Source organism: uncultured Chitinophaga sp., assembly GCF_902168175.1.
Taxonomy (GTDB): domain Bacteria; phylum Bacteroidota; class Bacteroidia; order Chitinophagales; family Chitinophagaceae; genus Chitinophaga.
This window is the reverse complement of sequence record NZ_CABHOU010000067.1, coordinates 21,039-44,702: the sequence shown is the minus strand read 5'-3', so window position 1 is coordinate 44,702 and position 23,664 is coordinate 21,039. Positions and strand designations below refer to the sequence as shown.

The 23,664-nt window shown below is 48.4% G+C and carries 21 protein-coding genes; 14 read left to right on the top strand and 7 right to left on the bottom strand.

The annotated features are described in order from the left end of the window. Window positions 1–65 precede the first annotated feature (65 nt). The 3 genes from QZT80_RS14000 (at window position 66) to QZT80_RS13990 (ending at window position 4,391) form a co-directional block, all read left to right on the top strand. Window positions 66–1,196, top strand: a complete 1,131-nt coding sequence (locus QZT80_RS14000) for a sensor histidine kinase (protein ID WP_295122874.1) — start codon at window positions 66–68, stop codon at window positions 1,194–1,196. Then, window positions 1,189–1,911 (top strand): LytTR family DNA-binding domain-containing protein, encoded by a 723-nt coding sequence (locus tag QZT80_RS13995; RefSeq protein WP_295122871.1) that lies wholly within the window; start codon window positions 1,189–1,191, stop codon window positions 1,909–1,911. Before QZT80_RS14000 ends, QZT80_RS13995 begins: the two co-directional genes overlap by 8 nt. Window positions 1,912–2,036: 125 nt before the next feature. Then, on the top strand, window positions 2,037–4,391 hold the full coding sequence (locus QZT80_RS13990) for an ABC transporter permease (RefSeq protein ID WP_295122869.1): 2,355 nt from the start codon (window positions 2,037–2,039) through the stop codon (window positions 4,389–4,391). Window positions 4,392–4,441: 50 nt separating this feature from the next. On the opposite strand, the gene QZT80_RS13985 is transcribed toward QZT80_RS13990, so the two are convergent. After that, a complete protein-coding gene (locus QZT80_RS13985) occupies window positions 4,442–6,805 on the bottom strand; it encodes a TonB-dependent receptor (protein WP_295122866.1) in 2,364 nt (787 codons plus the stop codon). Window positions 6,806–6,968: 163 nt separating this feature from the next. Here QZT80_RS13985 and QZT80_RS13980 point away from each other — a divergent pair, with 163 nt between their 5' ends. Both QZT80_RS13980 and QZT80_RS13975 read left to right on the top strand, forming a co-directional pair. Further along, window positions 6,969–8,618, top strand: coding sequence for a carboxylesterase family protein (locus QZT80_RS13980; RefSeq protein ID WP_295122863.1), 1,650 nt, complete (start codon window positions 6,969–6,971; stop codon window positions 8,616–8,618). A gap of 117 nt (window positions 8,619–8,735) precedes the next feature. Then, window positions 8,736–8,960: a DUF2905 domain-containing protein gene (locus QZT80_RS13975; protein WP_295122860.1), complete on the top strand. Its 225-nt coding sequence runs from the start codon at window positions 8,736–8,738 to the stop codon at window positions 8,958–8,960. A gap of 166 nt (window positions 8,961–9,126) precedes the next feature. Here the strand turns inward: QZT80_RS13975 and QZT80_RS13970 are convergent, their stop codons facing one another. Then, window positions 9,127–9,549: an OsmC family protein gene (locus QZT80_RS13970; protein WP_295122858.1), complete on the bottom strand. Its 423-nt coding sequence runs from the start codon at window positions 9,547–9,549 to the stop codon at window positions 9,127–9,129. A gap of 222 nt (window positions 9,550–9,771) precedes the next feature. On the opposite strand from QZT80_RS13970, the gene QZT80_RS13965 reads away from it, so the two are divergent. From QZT80_RS13965 to QZT80_RS13950, 4 genes are all read left to right on the top strand, one after another. Then, on the top strand, window positions 9,772–11,106 hold the full coding sequence (locus tag QZT80_RS13965) for an NAD(P)/FAD-dependent oxidoreductase (protein ID WP_295122855.1): 1,335 nt from the start codon (window positions 9,772–9,774) through the stop codon (window positions 11,104–11,106). A 697-nt stretch (window positions 11,107–11,803) separates the two neighbouring features. Beyond that, complete coding sequence (locus QZT80_RS13960; protein ID WP_295122852.1) at window positions 11,804–12,535, top strand: intradiol ring-cleavage dioxygenase; 732 nt, start codon at window positions 11,804–11,806, stop codon at window positions 12,533–12,535. 15 nt (window positions 12,536–12,550) lie between these two features. Continuing rightward, the gene (locus tag QZT80_RS13955; protein ID WP_295122849.1) at window positions 12,551–13,075 is read left to right on the top strand and encodes a hypothetical protein; all 525 of its coding nucleotides are present in this window, start codon (window positions 12,551–12,553) and stop codon (window positions 13,073–13,075) included. Next, on the top strand, window positions 13,065–13,766 hold the full coding sequence (locus QZT80_RS13950; RefSeq protein ID WP_295122847.1) for a hypothetical protein: 702 nt from the start codon (window positions 13,065–13,067) through the stop codon (window positions 13,764–13,766). The genes QZT80_RS13955 and QZT80_RS13950 overlap by 11 nt, the downstream gene beginning before the upstream one ends. On the opposite strand, the gene QZT80_RS13945 is transcribed toward QZT80_RS13950, so the two are convergent. Together QZT80_RS13945 and QZT80_RS13940 are read right to left on the bottom strand one after the other, a co-directional pair. Then, complete coding sequence (locus QZT80_RS13945) at window positions 13,763–14,404, bottom strand: NAD(P)-dependent oxidoreductase (RefSeq protein ID WP_295122844.1); 642 nt, start codon at window positions 14,402–14,404, stop codon at window positions 13,763–13,765. The genes QZT80_RS13950 and QZT80_RS13945 overlap by 4 nt on opposite strands. 69 nt (window positions 14,405–14,473) lie before the next feature. Further along, window positions 14,474–15,283: a helix-turn-helix transcriptional regulator gene (locus QZT80_RS13940; RefSeq protein ID WP_295122841.1), complete on the bottom strand. Its 810-nt coding sequence runs from the start codon at window positions 15,281–15,283 to the stop codon at window positions 14,474–14,476. 207 nt (window positions 15,284–15,490) lie between these two features. Between QZT80_RS13940 and QZT80_RS13935 the strand changes: the two genes are divergently transcribed. From QZT80_RS13935 to QZT80_RS13920, 4 genes are all read left to right on the top strand, one after another. Further along, window positions 15,491–15,946 carry a DoxX family protein gene (locus QZT80_RS13935; RefSeq protein ID WP_295122838.1) on the top strand — a complete coding sequence of 152 codons (456 nt, stop codon included), beginning with the start codon at window positions 15,491–15,493 and terminating at the stop codon, window positions 15,944–15,946. 187 nt (window positions 15,947–16,133) lie between these two features. After that, the gene (locus QZT80_RS13930; RefSeq protein ID WP_295122837.1) at window positions 16,134–17,555 is read left to right on the top strand and encodes a glycoside hydrolase family 125 protein; all 1,422 of its coding nucleotides are present in this window, start codon (window positions 16,134–16,136) and stop codon (window positions 17,553–17,555) included. 24 nt (window positions 17,556–17,579) lie between these two features. After that, complete coding sequence (locus QZT80_RS13925) at window positions 17,580–19,529, top strand: glycoside hydrolase family 97 protein (protein ID WP_295122834.1); 1,950 nt, start codon at window positions 17,580–17,582, stop codon at window positions 19,527–19,529. A 63-nt stretch (window positions 19,530–19,592) separates the two neighbouring features. Continuing rightward, a complete protein-coding gene (locus tag QZT80_RS13920; RefSeq protein ID WP_295122828.1) occupies window positions 19,593–20,900 on the top strand; it encodes a M23 family metallopeptidase in 1,308 nt (435 codons plus the stop codon). Here the strand turns inward: QZT80_RS13920 and QZT80_RS13915 are convergent. Next, window positions 20,890–21,327, bottom strand: coding sequence for an SRPBCC domain-containing protein (locus QZT80_RS13915; protein WP_295122826.1), 438 nt, complete (start codon window positions 21,325–21,327; stop codon window positions 20,890–20,892). The two genes, QZT80_RS13920 and QZT80_RS13915, sit on opposite strands and share 11 nt — an antisense overlap. 122 nt (window positions 21,328–21,449) lie before the next feature. On the opposite strand from QZT80_RS13915, the gene QZT80_RS13910 reads away from it, so the two are divergent. Then, window positions 21,450–21,851 (top strand): DUF2809 domain-containing protein, encoded by a 402-nt coding sequence (locus QZT80_RS13910; protein WP_295122823.1) that lies wholly within the window; start codon window positions 21,450–21,452, stop codon window positions 21,849–21,851. 16 nt (window positions 21,852–21,867) lie between these two features. On the opposite strand, the gene QZT80_RS13905 is transcribed toward QZT80_RS13910, so the two are convergent. After that, entirely contained in the window at window positions 21,868–22,542 is a 675-nt protein-coding gene (locus QZT80_RS13905; protein WP_295122821.1) for a collagen-like protein, read from the bottom strand. Between the two features lie 241 nt (window positions 22,543–22,783). Then, the gene (locus QZT80_RS13900; RefSeq protein ID WP_295122818.1) at window positions 22,784–23,593 is read right to left on the bottom strand and encodes a ThuA domain-containing protein; all 810 of its coding nucleotides are present in this window, start codon (window positions 23,591–23,593) and stop codon (window positions 22,784–22,786) included. Window positions 23,594–23,664 lie beyond the last annotated feature (71 nt).

Below are 23,664 nucleotides of genomic sequence, written 5' to 3'. Positions count from 1 at the left end.
TATACCAGCGCTACCGCTTAGTCCCGATTTTATGTAACTTCAGGAAGCGCCTTAAGCTTTTTCACATGAAAACATCCGGTAACTGGGCACTCAGGTATAAACTACACCACATCCCCTTTTGGTTCCTGTACAATTTTGTATGGTGGACGGTGAGTTTCGGTGACCCCATCGCTGCGGCCACGGCCATTTTCACCACCTGCTTCAGCATGAAGTTCCTGTTCTATATGGTGATGCAGGGACTGGCCGCTTCCTTTAACCTGTATTACCTGATGCCGCGCTTCCTGGATACGGGCAAATTCAGGACTTACTTCGCTTTACTGGCCGTTACCATTGTTATTGCCAGCATTGCTATTATACCTGGTTATTACCTTACCGCCATGCTTAACGGGCAAACTATGGGCGAGGCATTTGGGGCGAACAACAGTAATCCTGTACACCTGTTTTTCTCCTCCCCCTTTCCCTCCACCATTGCTATTATGACGCTGGCCATGAGTATTAAGCTGGGCAAAAAGTGGTGGCAAACACAACGCAGGCAACAGTTGCTGGAAAAAGAGAAACTGGAAACAGAGCTTAAGTTCCTTCGCTACCAGTCCAATCCACACTTCCTGTTTAACACCATCAATTCTATATTTTTCCTGATCCACAAAAACCCCCATATGGCCTCTGATTCCCTGGCCAAATTTTCGGATATGCTGCGTTACCAGTTGTACGAATGCAACGACAAACAAATCGCACTGGAAAAAGAAATTGCTTACCTGGCGAACTTTGTAGAGCTGGAAAAACTGAGGCAGAACGAACATGTACGCGTGGTATCGAACATCAATGTTCCCGCCGATGGCCTGGCAGTAGCGCCCTTCATCTTAATGACCTTTGTGGAAAATGCATTTAAACATGTTTCCAAAAGCAGCGATACCAACAATTACATCGATATCAATATTCATGTAGATGGCCTTACACTTACCTTTATTGTCACCAACACCATTTCGGCCGACTACTCAGGCGACGTGGTTCACTATGGCGGTATAGGGCTGCAAAACGTGCAGCGCCGCCTCGACCTAGTGTACCCCGGAAATTACCAGCTGGACATAGAACAGGATGAGCAGCTTTATAAAGTAAGATTATGCCTGGAATTAACACCAGTGGAAGATGCCCAGCCTGTTCCTGCCGATACCCTAAACTATTTGCAACATGCTTAACTGTATTATAGTAGACGATGAACCGCTGGCCCGCGAAGGCATGGCCAACTATGTAAAGGAAACAGGCTTCCTGCAACTGGCAGGCACCTGCGAAGACCCCGTATCGCTGATGCAACTGATGGATACACAAAAGGCCGACCTGCTGTTCCTCGATATACAAATGCCCAAAATGAGCGGCATCGACTTCCTGCGTATTACGCCCAATCCGCCGATGGTAATTATCACCACCGCCTTTCCCGCTTACGCCCTGGAAGGCTTCCAGTTAAATGTGCTTGATTACCTGCTGAAACCTATTACCTTCGACCGTTTCCTGAAATCGGCCGCCAAAGCGAAAGACTATTTCCAGTTACGTTCAGCCGCTTCCTCACCGGAGAAAACAGACCATTTTTTCATTAAGTGCGGCAGTAAATATGAGAAGATCTATTTCGCGGATATCCTGTACGTGGAAGGCATGCAAAACTATATTACCATTCATACCACGAAAGGCAAATACATCACTTTACTCTACTTAAAACACCTGGAGCAAAACCTGGACGGGCAGGCGTTTATACGTGTACACAAATCATTTATAGCAGCCATTGGGAAGATAGACAGCATTGAAGGCAACGAGATATGTATAGGTACCCACCGCGTGCCTATGAGCCGCAACTACCGCGAGCAGGTGATAGAAAAAGTGGTGTCCAATCGTTTGTGGGATAAACTGCGCTTTTCTTAGACCTGTTCATATCCGGACACCGGCTGTATTAAAACTGAACAACCCGAACACCCGTAACATACAGTATATCAAACAATTATCATAAGGCACCATATTTGGAAAAACTGCCGTACAATTGTTTTGTTATGATCATCAACCTCATCCGTACAACCTTCAGGCATCTCTGGAAAAACAAAACCTATAGTTCTTTGAACATCGCTGGCCTCGCGATCGGGATTGTGTGTGCAGGGTTTATATTCCTGTGGCTCGAAGACGAAGTGAATTACGACAACCACATCCCCAATAAAGAAAATCTTTACAAAATACTCACTAATCAAACTTACCAGGGTAAAACACGCGCGTTTCATTCCAGTCCCGGCAAACTGGCGGCAGCTATCAAAGAAGAGATACCCGGCATAGAAGAAAGCGGACGGGTTAGCCGCAACTTCCAATTGTTTAGTGCAGGTGAAAAAAACATCTATGAAGCCGGTTGTTATGCCGATGCGTCCATCCTTAAAATGTTTGGCATGGAGTTCTTAAACGGGCAGGCAGACAATGCTTTTAAACAGCTGAATTCCGTAGTGATCACCGAAAAGATGGCCAACCGCTTTTTTGGCAGTGTGGCCAACGCAGCCGGTAAAACCCTGCAGCTTGAACATGGCGACAATTTCCAGGTAACCGGTGTGATCAAAGATTTTCCGGTTAACTCCACCTTCCATCCCGACTGGATCATTCCTTTTGAAGTACATGCGAAAGATAAGTTTTACCTGACCATCTGGGGCGCTAATGCAGTAAACACCTACGTTACCCTTTCAAATACCTCCAGTGCAGACAGGGTTAACCAGCAGCTACACGGCTTCATTTCCGGCAAAGATGCGGGCGCCACTGCGAAACCCTTCCTGTTTGCCGCCAACGACTGGCGTTTGCGCGCTAATTTTGAAGATGGTAAACAAACAGGGGGCAGCATTACCTACGTTCGCATGTTCGGCATCATCGCCTGGATCGTGTTACTGATTGCCTGTATAAACTTCATGAACCTGGCTACTGCACGCAGCGAAAAAAGAGCCCGTGAAGTAGGCGTGCGTAAAGTAATGGGAGCAGGCAAAGGCACACTAACCCTGCAATTCATAGGCGAATCGTTTTGTATGACCATATTGGCGGTCATTACCGGTTTATTGTTGATGGCATTATTGTTACCGGCTTTCAATGCACTGGTAGAAAAGAAACTCACTCTTGACCTGTTAAAGCCCATCCACCTGTTTTCCCTGCTTGGTATTACACTCGTATGCGGACTGGTGGCAGGCAGTTATCCATCGCTGTATCTATCGTCCTTTAGCCCCATCAACGTACTGAAAGGATTAAAGATAAAAACCAGCAACGCCGGCTTTATCCGTAAAGGACTGGTGATATTCCAATTCACCACGTCCATCGTACTCATCATCTCCACTATCATCATTTACCAGCAAATAAAACATGTAACCGGCCGTGACCTTGGTTACAACAAAGAAAACCTGCTACAGGCCGATGTAAAAGGTAATCTTGTAGATCATTACGACGTGGTTAAACAACAGTTGCTCAATTCCGGTTATGTACAAAACGTAGCCCTCAGCAGCACTGAAATACTTTACACCGGCAATAATACTTCGGGGTATAGCTGGAAAGGGAAAGACGCCGATGCAGACATCCTTATTTCCTACCGGAGTATCACCCAAGGCTTCTTCGACGCCTGGGGCATGACCATCACTGAGGGTCGCGACTTTTACGAAAACAGCAAAGCAGACAGTAACAATATCATCATATCCTCCTCGCTGGCCACACTGCTGGGCAAAGGCAGTGCTTTAGGCAAGATTATTACCGATGGCGACGACCAGTTAAAGGTAGTGGGTGTGATAAAAGACTTTGTATACGGCGATATGTACGGCAAGGGCGACCCGGTATTATTCCGTTGCCAGCCGGGCGATGCGGAAAAGATGATAATCAGGTTAAAACCAGACGCCGATGTCAAAGAAGCCATGGCAGGAATTGCGCCACTGATGGAGAAAGCCACGCCAGGTTACCCCTTTTCATACCGTTTTGTAGACGAGCTGTTTAACGAATTGTTTGTAAACGAAATGCTGATCAGCAAACTGGCAAGCCTGTTCGCGCTGCTGGCCATCATCATTTCATGCCTGGGCATATTTGGACTGGCAGCTTATATGGCAGAAAGAAGGGTGAAAGAGATCGGCGTGCGGAAAGTACTGGGCGCCAGCACTGCTAATATCACCTCACTGCTTAGCAAAGACTTTTTACAACTTGTACTGGCAGCGGCCATTATCGCCTTCCCTATTGCCTGGTACGCCATGAGCCAGTGGTTATCAGGGTACGCGTACCGCATCGGCATTAACTGGTGGGTGTTTATTGCTGCCGGGATTGTGGCGATATTTATTGCGCTGCTTACTATTAGTTTCCAGTCGGTAAAAGCAGCGATGGCCAACCCGGTGAAAAGCCTGAAGGCAGAATAAAAAAGGCCGGATCGCTCCGGCACTTCTTTATGGTTTATGGTACTAAGAAATCAGAATTTTAGCGTAACGCCCGCAGCTACGTTAAACGGCTTTTGCGGAACAGTGTTCGTATTCCAGTAATGCTCGTTCAGCAGGTTGTTCAGTTTTAAGTTGAGGCTGAATTTAGGTTTATCGTAAAATACAGCAGCATTGACAAGCGTGTAACCTGGCAGCTTAAAGGTATTAGCCGCATCGAACCAGGAATCTTCGATATAGTTACCGCCTACACCTACGCCAAATCCTTTGGCATTGCCAGCAGGCAGGCGATAGCTGATCCAGAGGTTGGCCATATTCTTAGGTGCCCAGGCAGCGTATTTACCTATTTGTGCAACTGCACCTTTGGTGAACTTGTTTTCATTGTAAGCATAGCCGCCCACGATGCTCAAACCATCTACCGGGCTGGCCAGCAGTTCGGCTTCAAAACCTTTGCTGGTTTGCTCACCTTCCTGTTTGGTAACACCGGCCACCACGAAAGTAGAGTTCTCCACTTTGATATCGTAGTAGCTGAAAGTACCGCTTACTTTACCACCAAACAGGTCGAGCTTCACACCACCTTCCAGTTGGTTAGCGCGCTGAGGTTTCAGCGCTTCGGGTAAACCGCCGGCAGTTTGAATAGCAGGCGGCAGGTTCTGGAAACCATTCATATAGTTACCGAAAACAGACACCACATCTTTTACCGGCTGGTAAACGATACCCAGTTTAGGCGAGAAGGTAGTCTGGTCGTAAGCACCGGAAGTTTTGCCCGTATTAGCATTATAAGAACCCTGTGTTTCGTTTTTATCTACACGAAGGCTGAGCATTACCATTAACTGGTCGGTAATATTCAACACGTCCGACACGTAAGCGGCGTATACATTACGGATGCTTTTAGTGGCCGTCCATGGCAGTCGGGCCGCCCAGGCGTCGAGTGCGCGGTTGTCGATACTGGGCACCGTGCCGGTTACATTGATGGTATCGTAGTTGTATACACCATATGGCGTACGGTTCAGGCGGGAGTAGTCGCGGGAGTAATCCAGGCCCACAACCATCCTGTTTTTAAGGCCGGCAATATTAAACGTACCGATGAAGTTCTGCTGCAGCTGTACGTTACCGAATTTATCAGGCGTAAACATATTAGGCTGGCGGATCAGCGAGTCGTTCGTCATCCAGATATAAGTCCAGTAAGTGAACCGGCCATAATAACCTTCAGAAGATGCGAAGTTGGTAGAGGACGTCCAGCTATTGGAAATCTTGTAATCGGCATGTGCGAACACGCTGTTGATGGTATTTTCGTTGTAAACGCCATTACCCAACAGGTTACGGTTGTAATTCAGCGATACTTCATCAAAGCTTTTAGCGGTGGCGCGGGCCTGCATTTGCCAGTAAAGCGGCTGCGCGCCCCAGTTCTGAGCTACTCTTTCATATTCGAAACTGAACGTTAAACGATCGCTCACCTTGTAAACGATGCTGGGTGCAAAGCTGTAACTTCTCGCATAACCGCGGTCCTGGAACGAGTTTTCACTTTGGAAAGATGCGGTGACACGTGCGAGGATGGTCTTCTCATCGTTCACCGGTGCATTCACATCGGCAGCAATGCGGCTCAGCTCCCAGCTACCGCCGGTGTAACCTACTTCCGCTTTAAACTGCTCCGTTGGTTTTTTAGTAACGTAATTAAGCACGCCGCCGTAAGAAGGTTTCAGACTACCGAACAGCGTGGCAGAAGGACCTTTAATAATCTCTATCCTTTCGATATTGATAGGATCGGCAGGACCTATAGAACCTGTATTTAAACCATTACGCACATTCGCGAACGTAGAGAAACCCCGGATAATAGCACCTGAAGAACCACCACCCGCTTTCTGGATAAGGGCACCGGGCGCATTACGCATGGCTTCTGCCACATCTGTAATCACCTGGTCTTTGATCAGGCGCTGGTCTACGATAGAGTACACCTGCGGGTTCTCCATATTTTTAATCGGCAAACGGCCTATGGTGAAGCTTTCCTTTTTAGCGAAACGGTTGTTATTACCATTCACCACCACTTCCTGAAGTTCCTGGTTGCTAAGTTCCAGCTGTGTGCTGGCCGTACTGGTTTTGCCATTTTCCACCACCACGTTTTGCGTAGCCGTGCGGTAGCCCACCAGCGATACCACCACTTCGTAGTTGCCAACCGGTACATTAAGAATGTTATACCAGCCGTCTTCACCCGTAAAGATCGCTTTCTTGCTGCCTTTCAATACAATGGTGACAAACGCAGCCGGGTCGCCGGAAGGCGTAGTGATCCTGCCTTTAATGTGACCTTTGCCATTTTGGGCATAAGCCGTTGTAAAGGCGAACAGCGTAATAAGCGAGAGCAAAAGGGCTGTAGCCAGCCTTTTACCATGAGTCCAAAGCATAGATGATAGTTTAAGATGTTAGGAGTACGCAAAGGTGATACAGAAACACGGTTACGTGTAATCGTATCCGGAATATGATTTATGGAATAGGGAAATTTGACTGCGAGATAAGTTTAGACCTCCTGCCCCGAAAGCTCTATCTTAGCTTAAACAATCCACAGATATGCCGCATTCATCCATCAATACCACGTTAGGGAGATGGCTTTTCTTCTCCATATTCGCCACTGCAGCAGTTCCGGCAGCAGTGCAGGCGCAAAAAACAAGTAACAACCAGGTTAAAACCGTTCATGGTATAATCGAGGGCACGCTGGAGCCCAGTGGTGTCAGGGCTTTCAAAGGCATACCCTTTGCTGCGCCTCCGACAGGTGATTTAAGATGGAAAGCACCGCAGCCAGTACAAGCCTGGCAGGGCGTACGTAAGACCGTTAAATTCGGCCCCAGGGCCATGCAGGCCAATATGTTCGGCGATATGGGCTTCCGTTCCGATGGCATGAGCGAGGACTGCCTGTACCTCAATGTTTGGACGCCCGCCAAACGTGGTAAAACATTGCTGCCCGTACTTGTTTACTTCTATGGTGGCGGCTTCGTCGCAGGCGATGGTTCCGAATCGCGCTACGATGGAGAAAGTATGGCTACTAAGGGCATAGTGTCCCTTACGGTGAACTACCGCCTCGGCGCTTTTGGTTTTATGGCGCATCCCGAACTGAGTCAGGAAGCTCCTTACAAAGGATCGGGCAACTACACTTTATTAGATCAGACTGCAGCACTTAAATGGGTGCAGGAAAACATAGCAGCCTTTGGCGGCGATCCGAAAAGAGTGACGATTGCGGGCGAATCGGCGGGCTCTATCGCTGTGAGCGCACAAATGGCCTCTCCCCTTTCCCGCAACCTGATAGCCGGCGTTATTGGCGAAAGCGGTTCCCTGCTCGGCGCACTGTCTGCCGTGCCCTTAGCAAAAGCAGAAGCGGTTGGACAAGAGTTTGCCGCAGCACTGGGTGTTAAATCGCTGGCAGAACTGAGGTCCGTGCCTGCAGAGAAATTACTGGAAGCCTCTACGAAATTCGGCCCCTACCGTTTTAACATGAACATCGACGGCTACGTGTTCGATAAAAGTCCTTTCGACATTTACGCATCGGGCGAACAGGCAAAAGTGCCATTGCTGGCAGGCTGGAATAATGAAGAGATGAACGCGCGCGCGGTGCTTGGCAACAACGCCCCCACCAAAGCCAATTTTGAAGCAGCCGTTAAAAAGTTATATGGAGATAAAGCGGAAGAAGTGCTGAGACTCTACAATCCAGCCACCGATGCAGAAGTGGCACGTGTAGCCACTGACCTTGCAGGCGACCGCTTCATCAGTTTCAGTACCTGGAAGTGGATAGACCTGGCAGCTAAAACAGGCGGCCAGCCTGTATACCGCTACCTGTACAGCCATCCCCGCCCGCCAATGGTTGCCTCCATGGGTAACGCCACACCCGGACTTGCAGGAGGTGTTGTAAAGAGCGACGGCAAAACACCTGCATCTCCCCAACCCCGCACCGGCGGCGCTGTACACTCTGCCGAAATAGAGTACGCAATGGGCAACCTCAACGGCAATAAAGTATACGCCTGGACGGCTGACGACCGCAAAGTATCGGCCACGATGCAGGCTTACTTTGCCAACTTCGTGAAGACGGGCAATCCCAATGGCGCCGGCCTTCCCAACTGGCCCGCTATCAAAGGAGAAAACGTACCGGTGATGGTGATCGATGTGAATACCAGGCTTGAGCAGGAACAACATAGAGGGCGATATCTATTCCTGGATAAAAACAGGTAAACGAAAGAGCGATGTGAAAACCACATCGCTCTTTTTTTATAGCTCCAATCGCTGTATGGTTGCGATATTCTATAGTTTGATCAATGCTCATATTCACATATTTCCTACATTCGCCCCATGAACAGCGAAACGGGCAAATACATCATGCTGGCAGGCGCGGTACTGCTGCTGATAGGCGTAATCGTGTACTTCCTGGGCGACAAACTCCACTGGATAGGCCGCTTGCCCGGCGATATCCGCATCGAGCGCGATAACTTCCGCTTTTACTTCCCTATAACCACCATGATCCTCGCCAGTGTGATCCTCACAGTATTGCTAAGGGTTTTCAGAAAATTCTTTTAGTAACCAGCCGGGAAATTCTATTTAGCCGCCGTTGTGTCACTCCCTTCAGCAGCCGTAACAAAAATGAACACTGTTTAATTCTTGCGGTGTATACACTAACAGCCCCATCAACATAAAAAAGCGGACCAGCAATACCGGCCCACCTTCCTATTCGAAATAAAAAATGCTACTGGTAAATCACCTTCAGCGAAACCGGCGTAGCCGCCAATGCTTTCGATACCGGGCAATTCTCCTTTGCTGCCGTAGCAATGGCCAGGAACTTAGCCTCCTCCACACCGTCAATTACAGAAGCGGTCAATTCCAGGCTAATACTGGTAATCTCCAGTTTAGCAGGATCTATTTCCACGATTGCCTTCGTATCAAGCGTGCCGGCCGTAATACCTTCCTGTGCCAGGAAAGCACTGAGTGCCATTGTATAACAACCCGCATGGGCAGCACCCAGCAATTCTTCGGGGTTAGTACCTATACCGTCGGCAAAACGGCTGCCGAATGCGTATTGGGTGTTGTTCAGTACCGTACTCTGGGTAGAGATGTTACCTTTACCTTCTTTAATATTACCTTGCCAGTGAGCGTTTGCAGTTCTTTTCATGATTTTGAGTATTTAAGTAGTGTTTGTTTGTTTGATGATGTAAAGTTGGAGATTCTTTTACCGGGAAATTTTAACCTGGGTTAAAATCTGTTTCACCGGGAACACAAATGGGGTACTATATACATTAATACGTTATCTCTTGTACAAATCACCATCCCCACTCCCCGCATTTCACCTTAATTCCTATCTTTAGGAATCATCTTTACCAAAAAACCGGACATTTTGTTACTGAACCTGGAAAAAATAGCTCAAACGGATAAGAAACGCGTAGTAATCATCGGTGGTGGGTTTGCGGGCCTGGAACTGGCTAAAACGCTGGAGAAAACAGACCTTCAGATCGTATTGATCGATAAACATAACTACCACACTTTCCAGCCGCTGTTATACCAGGTAGCCACGGCCGGACTGGAGGCCTCTTCCATTATCCACCCCTACCGCCGTATTATGCAGGACCAGGAGAACTTCTTCTTCCGCATGGCCGAAGCCCAGTCTGTAGATACCGAAACGCAAACCCTGGAAACTTCCATCGGTTTTATCCGATACGATTACCTGGTGATCGCCACCGGCGCCACGGCCAACTTCTACGGCAACAAAGAACTCCAGGAAAAAGCAATTTCCCTTAAAAGTATCGAAGACGCCCTGCTGCTCCGTAATACCATCATCAGTAATTTCGAAAAGGCGTTACAGGTGAATGATGAAGAACAGCTAAACAGTCTTATGGACTTCGTCATCGTTGGTGGCGGACCCACCGGCGTGGAAATTGCGGGCGCACTCAGCGAACTGCGCAAACATGTTTTCCCTAAAGGCTTCCGCGAACTGGATTTTGTGAATATGGACATTCACCTTATACAAAGCGGCCCCGATCTGCTGAAAGGCATGTCGCCAGTAGCTTCCCGCAAAGCCAAACAATACCTCGACGAGTTTGGCGTAACGGTATGGCTGAACAGGCGTGTAAAATCCTTCGATGGCTATAAAGTGACGCTCGATAATGGCGAGCAGCTTTGCTCCCGCATCCTGATATGGGCCGCAGGCGTTACCGGTGCCCCCGTAAAAGGCATTAAGGATGAATGTATGGTGAGCGGCAACCGTTATAAGGTAGATCAATTTAACCGCGTGGTGTGTTACGATAACATTTTCGCCATTGGCGACATCGCCGCCATGATCAGTCCCGAATACCCCGATGGCTGCCCCATGCTGGCGCAACCCGCCATACAGCAGGGCCGTAACCTGGGCAACAACATCATTCGTTACCAGGCTGGTAAAAAACCAAAACCCTTCAAATACAACGATCGCGGCTCCATGGCCACCATTGGCCGCAATAAGGCCGTTGCCGATCTGAAAATATTTAACCGCGAAATACGTACCCAGGGCTTCCGTGCCTGGCTTATCTGGATGTTCATCCACCTTATTTCCATTATTGGCTTCCGCAACCGCCTCGTGGTATTAATCAACTGGGTTTGGAAATACCTGCGCTACGATGCGGGCATTGGCGTTATCATCGGCGAAAGAAAGGAAAATAAACCAGTGGAAGAATCGGTGGAAAAAGCCCGGATATAAACAGCCCCGCACAGGAATGTGCAGGGCGTTACTTTTTCGGCCTACGGCCTGATTGTCAATTAAATTAATTTGTCCTTTTGTGAAAATTCCATATCCTAATGAATAATAATCATCCCTTTGGATGAAACCTAAATATTACATAAGTCTAAAGTCTACGCCCTCCTTTGGCGGCATTGGGTTAAATGGCAATAAACATGGTTCCGTCAGGTTAATGTTCGGACTCCTTCACAAATAACAAACCGGAGTTACTTTTATAGCCAACACATCCATTGAGGTTCTTGCGGGCAATGGCTGTTATATTTATCCACACGTAAATCACATCTAACGCAAACGAATATACTGGACACCATTTTCATCAACTGAGTATACCAATACGCAAAAGGGTTCCCATACATCAGGAACAGGCATATAGGCATTCTAATAAAAAGCCCGTCACACCAGGGCAGCAATACCGGTGCAGCAGGCAGTTCATCTGCAGTAAAAAGTGTCTAGTAACTGAAAGATTCCCGCTCAAAAACCGCTTACTTCCCGGCCGGCAGTAACCAACAGCCATCCTACCGGAAAGATTCACAACAAATTGTTAAAGCCGTACTGGCGAAAAGCATTAACCGGTAAATAAACGGCATCTACCGACACTCGCATTACCGCGTTAGGCACTTCTCCTATTTTTGGAAAAGCATCTAAACACAGTACGACCATGGAAAGAAAATCCTTCCTCAAAAACAGTTTCGCAGCCCTTGGGGTTGCCTTTGTAGCACCGCTGGCAGCTGCCTGCAAAAAAGACAGCGCGTCTGACACAGAAACCAGCGCTGGAGGTGAAGTAACCACGCCCGGCTCTGGTAATACGAATTGCGTAGTAGCACCATCCGAAACGGAAGGCCCCTTCCCTACTAAAAGCCCTTCTTCTTATGTAAGAAGTGATATTACCGATGGCCGTACGGGGTACAAACTAACCGCCACTATCACCGTTGGAAAGGTGAGCAACGGCTGCGCGGCGCTGGCTAATGCCATTGTGGACATCTGGCACTGCGATAAGGAAGGCAACTATTCTGAATATGGCGGCTCAGGCATGCAAAGCACGAATTACACAAGCGTGCATTTTCTGCGCGGCCGTCAAACCACCGATGCCAGCGGACAGGTTACATTTACCTCCATCTTCCCTGGTTGGTACAACGGCAGGGCCACACATATCCACGTGCATATTTACGATGCCTCGGGCACATCACTGAAGGTTACACAAATCGCTTTCCCTGAAGGCAGCGGCACCGCCGTTGCACTTATAAACGGGTACAGCAAAGGTATGAGCGGTTACACTTACAACAAAAGCGACAACGTGTTCAGCGACGATTCGGCAGGCACTGAAATAGCCACTGTTACCGGTAGCACCACCGAAGGCTTTGCGTTATTCATCAAACTGAATGTTCCTTAATTAATTCACTCACGCATGTTGTCTTCAAAAATCATTACGCTTTGTTACCGGAAAATCATAGATACCCATTCGGTGAAAGCCTGGGACAAACTGGTGTTTGAAGATAGCTTTGCGGAGTTCCGGATGCAGGCGCAGTCGCTCGACCAGCGCAAGCAGCATCGCACTTTTGGCGAGTTGCTGCAAAAGGTGCCAGGGGCAGAGCAATTACACTTCCTGGTAAGTGCCGCTATCGTCAATTACCTACGGCAGCTTAACGGCAAAGTGCCAGATATCACCGACAACCTGGGCAAACTTTTCCTCCCATTCGAAAACTTTCAGTTCGAGATCATTAATTCGGACAGGGCAGATATTAAGAAACACCAGGTGGCTATCAACTTCTACAGCCATCCGTTATACTGGCACGAATCCATCGGTGATTACCTGGTATTATCGGATGCAGCCACTACGCCCGCACAAGATGGCAGTGTGGCGGTGCATCAACTCCGCCTTTCTCCTTACGTAAGCATACACACGTTAAAATATGGACAGCATGAAAGATAATAGTCCCGGCCGCATTTACCTGGCCGACCAGCGTGGTGTACAGCAAAACAGTTGGCACAGGATATTTTACACCTTTAACTCGGGAGCCTATCAACAGCCGCAACGCGAAGCATTCGGCGCGTTGTACGCGCTCAACGATGAAACGCTGGCCGGCGGGCATCAACTAACCACCGAAGTACAGGAGGACAGTTACCTGTGGCTACTACCTGTTGCAGGTGCCGTTACCTACACTAACGGGCAGGATCACCAAACAATTATCGGAGCGGGCGAAATGATGTTCGCGTTCGTTCAAAAGGGCAGCCACTTTACGATCGGTAATCCTTACGAAGATGCGTTGCAACTGGTAAATTATATGACCATCCTGCTTAAAACCGGCGACGCTCCGTTAATTAAAACACCGCGACTTTTCGCGTTCGACGTAACGAAGATCAATACGCTCGAGAAATGGAATATTAACGGGTTGCCGGGCCTCACTTTCGCCATGGGAAAATTCGACGGCCGTGCCGACAGCACCTACCGCTTGCAGGAACCGGAAAAAGGGGCATATGCCATTGTTATACAGGGTGCGTTTGAGGTAAACGGCAGGCTGCTGCACGAAAGAGATGGGGTAGCGCTATGGGACACACCAGAACTGGAATTTGAAGCACTTAGCAACCAGGCCATCCTGTTTATTATTGAAGCGGGCGTTTAATAGGAAACACCCGGTGTTTTATGCAGGTAAGTATCCGAATCCAGCTGCTTCAGCATAAAATCCGCCACATCTGCACGCGACACCTTCACTTTTATTTTTTTATCGGTAGATGCAAACCCATGCCTGTAGCTGCGTGTATGCTCCCCATCCGTCAGGTTGCCGGGGCGAACAATTACCCAGTCGAGGCGGCTGTGTTTAATGTACTCCTCCTGCAAAGCATGATCGGCAAAGCCTTTCTTCAACAAAAAAGGAACAATTAAATATTTAAAGTAAAATGGTGTTTGGTCTAATGTGCTGACGCTATCGCCATAACCGAGCGAGGTTTGGCAAATCAGCCGTTTAATACCTGCTTCTTCCATGCCCTGAACAATATGCTGCGTGCCCTGCGAGCGTAATACGCCCGTTTTGTTAGCCGGTGCGCCGATAGAAGACAATACCACTTCATGGCCTCTTACAGCCTGCGCAACAGAAGCTGCGTTTAACACATCGCCTTTTACGATGTTCAGTTTGGGATGATGCACCTGCAATTTAGAGGGATCGCGAACGAAAGCGGTTACCTGTTGGCCTTGTTCCAGCGCCTGTGTTACGAGATGTTTACCTGTTCCGCCTGTGGCGCCAAAAATGATGATCTTTTTCATAGTTTGAATTTTATAACACAAAACTATGACCCACACAAGGCGGAAAATAGAACGAAACCGACAATCTGTTTAACGGGAGATAAGCGAGAGGTTCTCCATTATTTCGTGGGGCTGCTTTTTGTACTGCAGGGGCGAAACACCTGCAAACTCTTTAAACGCACGTATAAAGTGCGACTGGTCGGCATAGTCGTTAACGAAGGCAATGTCCGACAGCTTATCGAAATTGTGATGGCGCAACTGCTGTAACGACGACTGGAAGCGGGTAATACGGGAAAACAAACTGGGTGGTATACCAATGTACTGTTTAAAACGGCGCTCGAAGCTGCGCTCCGTCAAATTCAACTCATCTCTCAGGTTTTTGATGCTCACATTCCCATTACTCTCCGTAATACGTTGCAGTGCATATTGCATTTGCTGATCTATCCTCCCCTGTTGCTTTTTAAGCATTGTAACCAGGTACTCGGAAAGAATGTTGATGCGAGAGGTTTCATCACTGGCTGCCGCTAACTGTTCCTCCAGGTAAAACCCGAACGGCTTCGCCAGTGGGGAAAGATCGGTACAGGTGTCTGTTAATTCCCCTGCATTCATACCGAATAAGGATTTAAGGGCATCGGGCTGGAAAAAGATGCCCGTAGCGGCAAAACTGCCTTCCATATGAATGGTGGCATGGCCAGTGGCTTGCCCGAACAGGAATATACCGGGCAGCTTTTTATCGAACTGGTACATCACGCCCTTATCAGGTTGCTGGAAAATAAGTCCCGGACAGCCATCCGCAATAGTGCGGAAGCTGCCGCCCTCAACACCATTGCTTTCCAGCATCCAGTAATGCCGGATGTAGGGGCGCAGGAAAGCGGGGGGAAGTATCTGCTTAAATTCCATTTATTAAAGATAATGCTTTTTGCTTCGCTTGTATTATCTGCTCTCATTAGCTCTGGCACGGCTTATGCAGTATTATAGCGTTCATACATGTACGTTTAACGGAAAATTTAGTTACTCCAATGAACCTTTTAAACGGTTGTATGTTAATACTTTCAGCCCTTTGTAATCAACCTACAGGAACCAAATGCTCATCAAAATAACCAGACTATGGCAAAAACCTTCGCCCAAACACTGCTTGGCAGACCAGGATACACCAATGGTATTTCACTGGCGTTACTCATTTTACGGCTTGTAGTGGGCATCGCATTTCTTTATCATGGCTGGGGTAAAATACAAACCCCGTTAAGCTGGAATCCACCAGGCTCGCCGTTGGCAATTCCTGCTTTTCTGCAGATGCTGGCTGCTGTATCCGAATTCGGTGGTGGTATTGCGCTTATCATCGGATTTGCAACACCCATTGCGGCATTGGGCCTTATGTGCACCATGGCCGTAGCCGTGTACATGCACGCAGTAATTTTTCAACAACCCTTTGTTGATATGAAAGGCGGCCCTTCGTTCGAACTGGCCCTTGTGTACTTCGCCATTGCTTTACTATTGCTGATTACAGGGCCTGGCAAATATTCGGCAGACTACCGGCTGTTTGCTCCCAAATTAAGACATTAACCTGCTCTTATTTATCTATTCATATAGCGCAAGGCCGGGGTAATGCCCGGCTTTGTATTTTTTAACCGCGCCAATTATCAATTTACTCAAACCCGCTCCTGCACTATTGCTAAATCGTTGTAACATTTAGCTTTCTTTAACTAAACCAAAGCCGTTATCTTTACCCCGCTAAAACCACGATTTGAAAATGGAAAGAAGAAATTTCATCAGGAACGCGAGCGTACTTGGCGCCGGCCTGCTCCTTGCCGACAAAGTTGCTTTTGCTGCACCTCCCATGGCTTTCCCTACTGTCAGGATTGCACCAGAGAAGAGAAGATTCACTTCAAAAGCTGTAGAAAGCGCTATTGCGGAGTTTAAGAAAAATGTGAAGAACGAAGAGCTGGGATGGTTATTCGAAAACTGTTTCCCTAATACGCTCGATACTACCGTTTTCCATGACACCAAAAATGGTCAGCCCGATACGTACGTAATTACCGGCGACATCGACGCTATGTGGCTTCGCGACAGCAGCGCGCAGGTATGGCCTTATATCCAGTTCATCAAACAGGATAAACCTTTACAAGACCTTATTGCCGGTGTTATTAACAGGCAAACTGCCTGTATCCTGAAAGATCCTTACGCAAACGCCTTCTACGACGATCCTAAAAAGGTGGGCGAATGGGCAACCGATCATACGGCTATGCAACCAGGTGTACACGAACGCAAATGGGAAATAGATTCTATCTGTTACCCTATCCGCCTGGCTTACAACTACTGGAAAATAAGCGGCGATACAAAACCGTTTAATGAAGACTGGAAGAAATCCATTGCTACCATCTTAAAAACATTCCGCGAGCAACAGCGTAAAAACGACCTGGGCCCTTACAAGTTCCAGCGCAGCACGCCACATGCTACCGATACACAACCCATGAGCGGTTACGGTTACCCTGTTAAACCGGTAGGCCTCATCTGCTCGGCCTTCAGACCCAGCGACGATGCCACTGTTTACCAGTTCCTCATCCCTTCTAACTTCTTTGCCCTCGTAAGCCTCCGCGAAGCTGCGGAAATGGTTAAAACGATCTCCAAAGACAGTGCCCTGGCCGCAGAACTAACTGCCCTGGCAAACGAAGTAGATGCCGCACTGAAGCAATATGCAACCGTAAACCACAAGAAATACGGCAAAATATACGCCTTCGAAACCGACGGTTACAGCAGCTTCAACGTAATGGACGATTCCAACGTACCCAGCCTGCTGTCTATGCCTTACCTCAATGCAGTAAAACTGAGCGACCCTGTTTATCAGAATACCCGCCGTTTTGTATTGTCGCTGGACAACCCTTACTTCTTCAAAGGCACTGCAGCCGAAGGTATTGGTGGTCCGCACGTTGGCCGCGATATGATATGGCCAATGAGTATTACCATGCGCGGTATTACCAGCACCAACGACCAGGAAATCAAAACCTGCATCGACCAGCTGCGTAAAACACATGGCGATACGGGCTTTATGCACGAGGCATTCCATAAAAACGATCCAAAGAAGTTCACCCGTTCATGGTTCGCATGGGCTAATACCCTGTTCGGCGAGTTCCTGTGGAAAGTATACAAGGAAAGGCCGCACCTGCTGGCATAATCGATCATGTTTAAATAACACCTGATGCTTAGAACAAAAATTGCAGTAGCAACACTGCTGCTGCTGCATACCGGCATGCTCCATGCCCAAAAGAACTATAGTTTATTAAGTCCGGATGGTAAGGTGAAAGTAGATGTAAGTGTGGCGGACAGTGTTTATTACACCCTAAGTGTTGATGGTAACGAGGTGGCCGGCAAGGCCGTTATCGCCCTTCACACCAGTGTGCTTAAACCCGGCGCCTGGAAAGTGAAAGGCACTAAAACCAGCAGTGTAAACGAAACACTACAGGCCATCGTATGGCAGAAAAGCAAAAACGTAACTGATCATCACAACCAGTTGCGCATCGATTTTACTAACGGGCTTTCGCTTGAGTGGCGAGCCTTTGACAATGGAGCGGCATGGCATTGGGTATCTTCCCAAAAAGGCGCTTACAAAGTAATCGATGAAAAAGCAGGATTTAATTTTGATAAAGAAGGGCGTAGCTGGTATCCCCAGGAAGACGGCTTTTTCTCTCATAACGAACGCCTCTACAAAAACTACAAAATTGACAGCATCGATGCATCCAAACTGGCGAGCTTACCCGCTTTATTCGATGTAAAAGGTATAAAGGTACTCATTACAGAGTCCGACCTGTTTAACTACCCGGGCATGTGGCTCAGGGGTAAAGGCAACGGCGGCATCGGCGGTGTTTTCCCTCAATATCCAAAGGAGAAAAAGATCACCAGCGACCGCGACCAGCAGGTAACACAACGTGAACCCTACCTGGCCAATATCAGCGGTCCGCAGTCGTTCCCATGGCGCATCATGATGATAGCCAGGGATGATAAAGACCTCATCTCCAACCAGCTCCCCTACCTGCTGGCACGTCCTGCGCAGGGCGATTACAGCTGGATTAAACCGGGTAAGGTACAGTGGGACTGGTGGCATTACAACAACGTGTACAATGTAGATTTCGAATCGGGCATTAATAACGATACGTACAAGTATTACATTGATGTGGCCGCGAAATACGGTATCGAATATGTATTGCTCGACGAAGGCTGGTGCGATACCCGCGACCTGCTGAAACTGAAACCCGGTATCGACATAGCTGAACTTTCTGCCTATGCCGAAAAGAAAGGTGTAGACCTATTGCTCTGGAGCAGCTGGCTGGTGCTGGACAAACAGCTTGACACCGCCCTTAACCAGTTCCAGAAATGGGGCATCAAAGGCATTAAGGTCGACTTTATGCAGCGCGACGACCAGGACATGGTAAATTACTATGAGCGCGTGGCTAAAGCCGCTGCTGCCCGTAAAATGATGGTCGATTTCCATGGCGCCTACAAGCCTACAGGCTGGCTGCGCAGCTTGCCTAACATCATGACCTCCGAAGGCGTATTTGGCAATGAAATCAGCAAATTTGCGGGTACTATCACGCCGGAACATACGGTTACGCTTCCTTTTACAAGAATGGCTGCCGGACCAATGGACTTTACCCCGGGCGGCATGATGAACGTGCAGAAGGACCAGTTCTATGTAAACCCGGCCGAGCCCAACACGCTGGGCACCCGTTGCAACCAGATGGCGATGTATGTGGTGTTCGAAAGTCCGCTGCAAATGCTGTGCGATATTCCTACCCACTACCTGCGCGAACCGGAATGTATGCAGTTCCTGGGGCCTGTACCTGCTGTATGGCAGCAAACCGTGCCGCTACAGGCAAAAGTAGGCGATTATGTCGCTGTTGCCCGCCAGGCGCCCAACGGCAATTGGTACATCGGTGCCATGACCGACTGGAGCGAGCGTACGCTGGATGTAAAACTCGACTTCTTACCAGCAGGTAATTACAAAGTATCTGTGTGGAAAGATGGAATCAATGCCAATAAGAACGCGAAGGACTACAAAATGGAAACCTTACAGGCTAACAATACCACTTCCCTCAACATTAAAATGGCGAAAGGCGGTGGGTATGTTGCAGTGATCGAGGCAGTGAAGTAATCAGGTTAAAATATAGTAAAGGGCTGCTCCGTACGGGCGGCCCTTTTTTTGTACTATAGCTGTATGAACGCTCGTATACTATTAGCCGCTTTTATCCTCTGCGTCGGCTGGAGCAGTTGTAAAAGCCCCTCCGCAGGGATATTCGGCAAAAGAACGCCACATGAAATTTACAGCCAGCGTATTACCGATGCAGGACTGGCACAAACCGCCCTGGGCAGCATGTGGAAATCCGCCGCTGCTAAAAGTCTCGCACAACCTGTTCCAGTAGTCATTCCTTATAGTGAGGAGGGATATTTTGCGGCCGAGCGGCCAACGGCGCTTGGTTTAACTTTTAATGTACGCACCGGCGAAAAGCTGAGGATCAGTCTTACGGCTAAAAGTAATCCCCAAACCACCATGTACCTCGACCTCTGGGAAAGGCGTAATGATGGACAGCAAAAGATATTAGCCGTGGCAGACACTACCACCGGCGGTATCGAATACGATGTAAACAGCAGCCAGACGCTTATTGTACGATTACAACCCGAGCTGCTCGTCAGCGGTGAGTACAGCATTAGCATTACCACCGGCCCTTCGCTGGCCTTTCCGGTGCAGGGCGGTACTCGCAGCAGCGTTGGCAGCTTTTGGGGATCCGACAGGGATGCGGGTGCCCGCAGGCACGAAGGCATTGACATCTTCGGTAAAATGGAAACACCATTACTGGCGGTAGCACCGGGCACGATCAGCAGGGTTGAAGAAACGAAGCTGGGCGGAAAAGTGGTATGGCTGCGGCCTGAAGGCAAACCTTATCACATTTATTATGCGCATTTAAATGAACAACTGGTTCGGCCCGGTCAGGAAGTTAAACAAGGGGATGTAGTAGGGTTGATGGGGAAAACAGGTAACGCAAAATCCACTGCCCCTCACCTGCACTTTGGAATATACACCATGGGTGGCGCTATAGATCCATTTCCTTTTGTAAACCCATCAGTAAAAAGCCCTCCTGCAATTACTAACCGCGAAGCGGTAGCCAGGCAGGTTCGCACCAAACAAGCCAAAACACCTGTGTACGCCGCACCTACGAAAGATACCGCGCAACGCAGTAGTACGCTACACACTTTGCTGCGGGTAGAAGCTGCGATGGCAGGCTATTACAGAGTTACGTTGCCCGATAATACAACTGGTTATGTAAACAGCAGCCAGGTAACATCTTTAAACGCACCGCTGAAACAACTGGAACTTAAAAACAACAGGTCACTTTTAAATGCACCAGACTCACTGGCCCCGCGTATTACACAACTTCCCTCAGGAACGAAAGTAGCCGTACTCGCCGTTTATAACGACTACGACTACGTTCGCCACGAAACAAACGAAGGCTGGATCAGGCGGTAGCAGGTGCGCCGTCGAGGAACTTCGTTAACGATTCGTTTATGATGTAATTCCAGCCACCCTGGAAGCTTTCTCTGCGGAACGATTTGGCATCCGGGAAACTTTCCAGTCCGGTGTGCGTAAGCCGCAAACGGGTTTTATCGCCCTCCGGGAACAGCTCGAACGTTACTTCCGAATGCCCTTCATATTTTTCGTACGTCCACGTGTAAGCAATCTTTTTGCCCGGCTCCAGCGCTGTAATACGGCAAAGGTGCACGAACTTGAGGTCGCCATCTTCCCCTGTAAACGAAAACTCTGCACCCAGTTCGGGTTTGAAATCAGCGATATCAAAGTACCACTGCTTCATTTGCTGCCGGTCGGAGAGGGCTGTCCAAACCTTTTGTACAGGATGATCATACACCCTTTCAACGATTAACGGTTCGTGTTGCATATCAATACGTTTTTCTGTTGACGAATCATAATGTAACCAATCGGTTTCAAAACTAAGTATAACCTTTTGGTTACACAAATTTATTTTACCAGGATTATCTTACCTGCTCATCTATATCTTTTATGTTCCGTTTTAACCGAAAGTACTTCTTACTATCCCTCGCCCTGTTGATTATCGAGATACTTATTGCATTGTACATGCACGACGAGTTTATCCGCCCCTATTTCGGCGATTTCCTGGCAGTGATATGGTTGTACTGCCTGCTGCGCAGTTTTGTGAACGTAAGCGCCGTTAAGGGCACTGTATACGTACTCCTGTTTGCCTATGCACTGGAAACTGCACAGTACTTCAACCTGGTAAAACACCTGGGCCTCAGTCATTCCCGTTTCTTTAACATATTAATCGGTAACCGGTTCGAATGGGTGGATATGATTGCCTACACATGCGGCGCTATCGCCATATTGATTTTAGAAGGACGCAAAAAGAAAATGCCTGCGAACGAGGTCCGCAGGCGATCATTATAACTAGACTCCAAAAAAACTAATCCAGGTGCAGCCATGCTGCTACGGCCTTATAATCATTTGTATCTACCGGGGCAGTGCGGCCATTAAGCGCCGAGCCGGCTACCGTTACTATTTTTACCCGGAACGGCGGAACAACAAATGTATTTATTGCTGGTGGTGCGGCAGCAGCATCAGTCTTCGCAAAGAAAAAATGAAGGGTAACTTTTCCCACAGCAGTTGCGTAAGCGTAATTGTAACTATAACCGGAACCGGCATTGTGCGTCCAACTGAAAGGCATTGGCGTCCAAATAGCCGCATCCGTGGTGGAAGATGACTGGAAATACACCAGTACCATCCCGGTGTTCAGGATATCATTAGTGACAGCCGCATTATTACGCGTATGGTATTTTGTGATCTGACCCTGTGCCACCCCATTTGTGGTGGTAAACCAATAGATAGAATTGTATACCCAGTCTGTACTAACGAGTGAGAAGTTGTCCACTTTTACATTCGCATTGCCTTCCGGCCCTTGCGCCCCGGTTGCGCCAGTTGCACCGTTTGTGCCGTTAGTACCATTTGCTCCTGCAGGGCCCTGCGCGCCAGGCACGCCCTGTTCGCCTTGTTCGCCCTGCGGCCCCACAGGCCCTTCCTTTGTACATGCTGCAGCTGCAAGGCAAAATATCACCAGCAGTTTAATAGAAAAATTCTTCATGAAATGATGCGGATTTTAATGTGTAGGAAATTTGGGTTTCTGTCTCTTTTGTTTCACTCAACAGACGACAAATTACCCAACAACAGGCGCATAAAATAGCAATGGCCGGACTTCTTCCTGTGCGGCGGTAATCGGGGAATAACCGGTTTTATTTCGATGAAAACCGGCGGAGCATTTTCGTGTATCCGAGGCTGTCTGCTCCAAAAAAAGGCCTTCGTTTACGATGACCTTCTAATTATTGTTACTTACGTTTTCCCATCCACATTAATGCATTCAATATCATTTGGTTCTGTATTTCATTAGCGAAGGAGAACGATAGCTCTTTATTTGTACGGCCTTCATAATCAATATCGTTGTGCCCCATGTTCACATACAGCATCCTGTAGTTTTTGTTCGTCCACACTACAGGATAATATCCACTATGCCATATCTCCCACTCCTTAGGGCCGGTACCTAAAGGAAAACTGCTGCTGTCGATCGATAACAGGATGCGGATATCTTTGTTCCTGCGCAAATCACGCTGCCAGCTGTACCATTCGTTGGGCGCAGCGCGGAAAGTATCGGGAATGGCTTCCATGGCGGGATGTTTATTGTCTTCTACCCGCAACACTGCGGATGTAGGCCGCCAGGTATTTCCTTTGTACTGCCCTGCACCCAGGAATTTTTCATGGTACCAGTTCCAGTTCTGGGGATAGGCCGATGGTGTGAGTGCGAAGGCGGAGAAATGAAATCCTATCCAACTGCCGCCGTTTTCCATATACTGCTCAAATGCTTTACGCTGATCGGCTGAATCGGGGCGGGTGTCTAAAAACAACACTACCTGGTAACGGGCAAGGAAAGCGGGGTTCATGTTGCCCCAGTTGTTGGTGGAGTCGTAATGAAAATTATACTTTACTGCCACCTCTGCCAGCCAGCGATTGGCTTCATGTACAAAGCTCACATGCGCGCGGTCGTTAATACCGGTATAAAAACCAATTACGTTAAAGGCCGGAGACTTCTTTTGGCTGAAAGCGGCTAAAGGCAACAGGAGAAAGAGGACTATCTTGTACATCGTGGAAGCAATATGTTAGGTTAAAATACGCATTTACCACTGCAAAGCAAAGGGGCCGGTTATAAAACCGG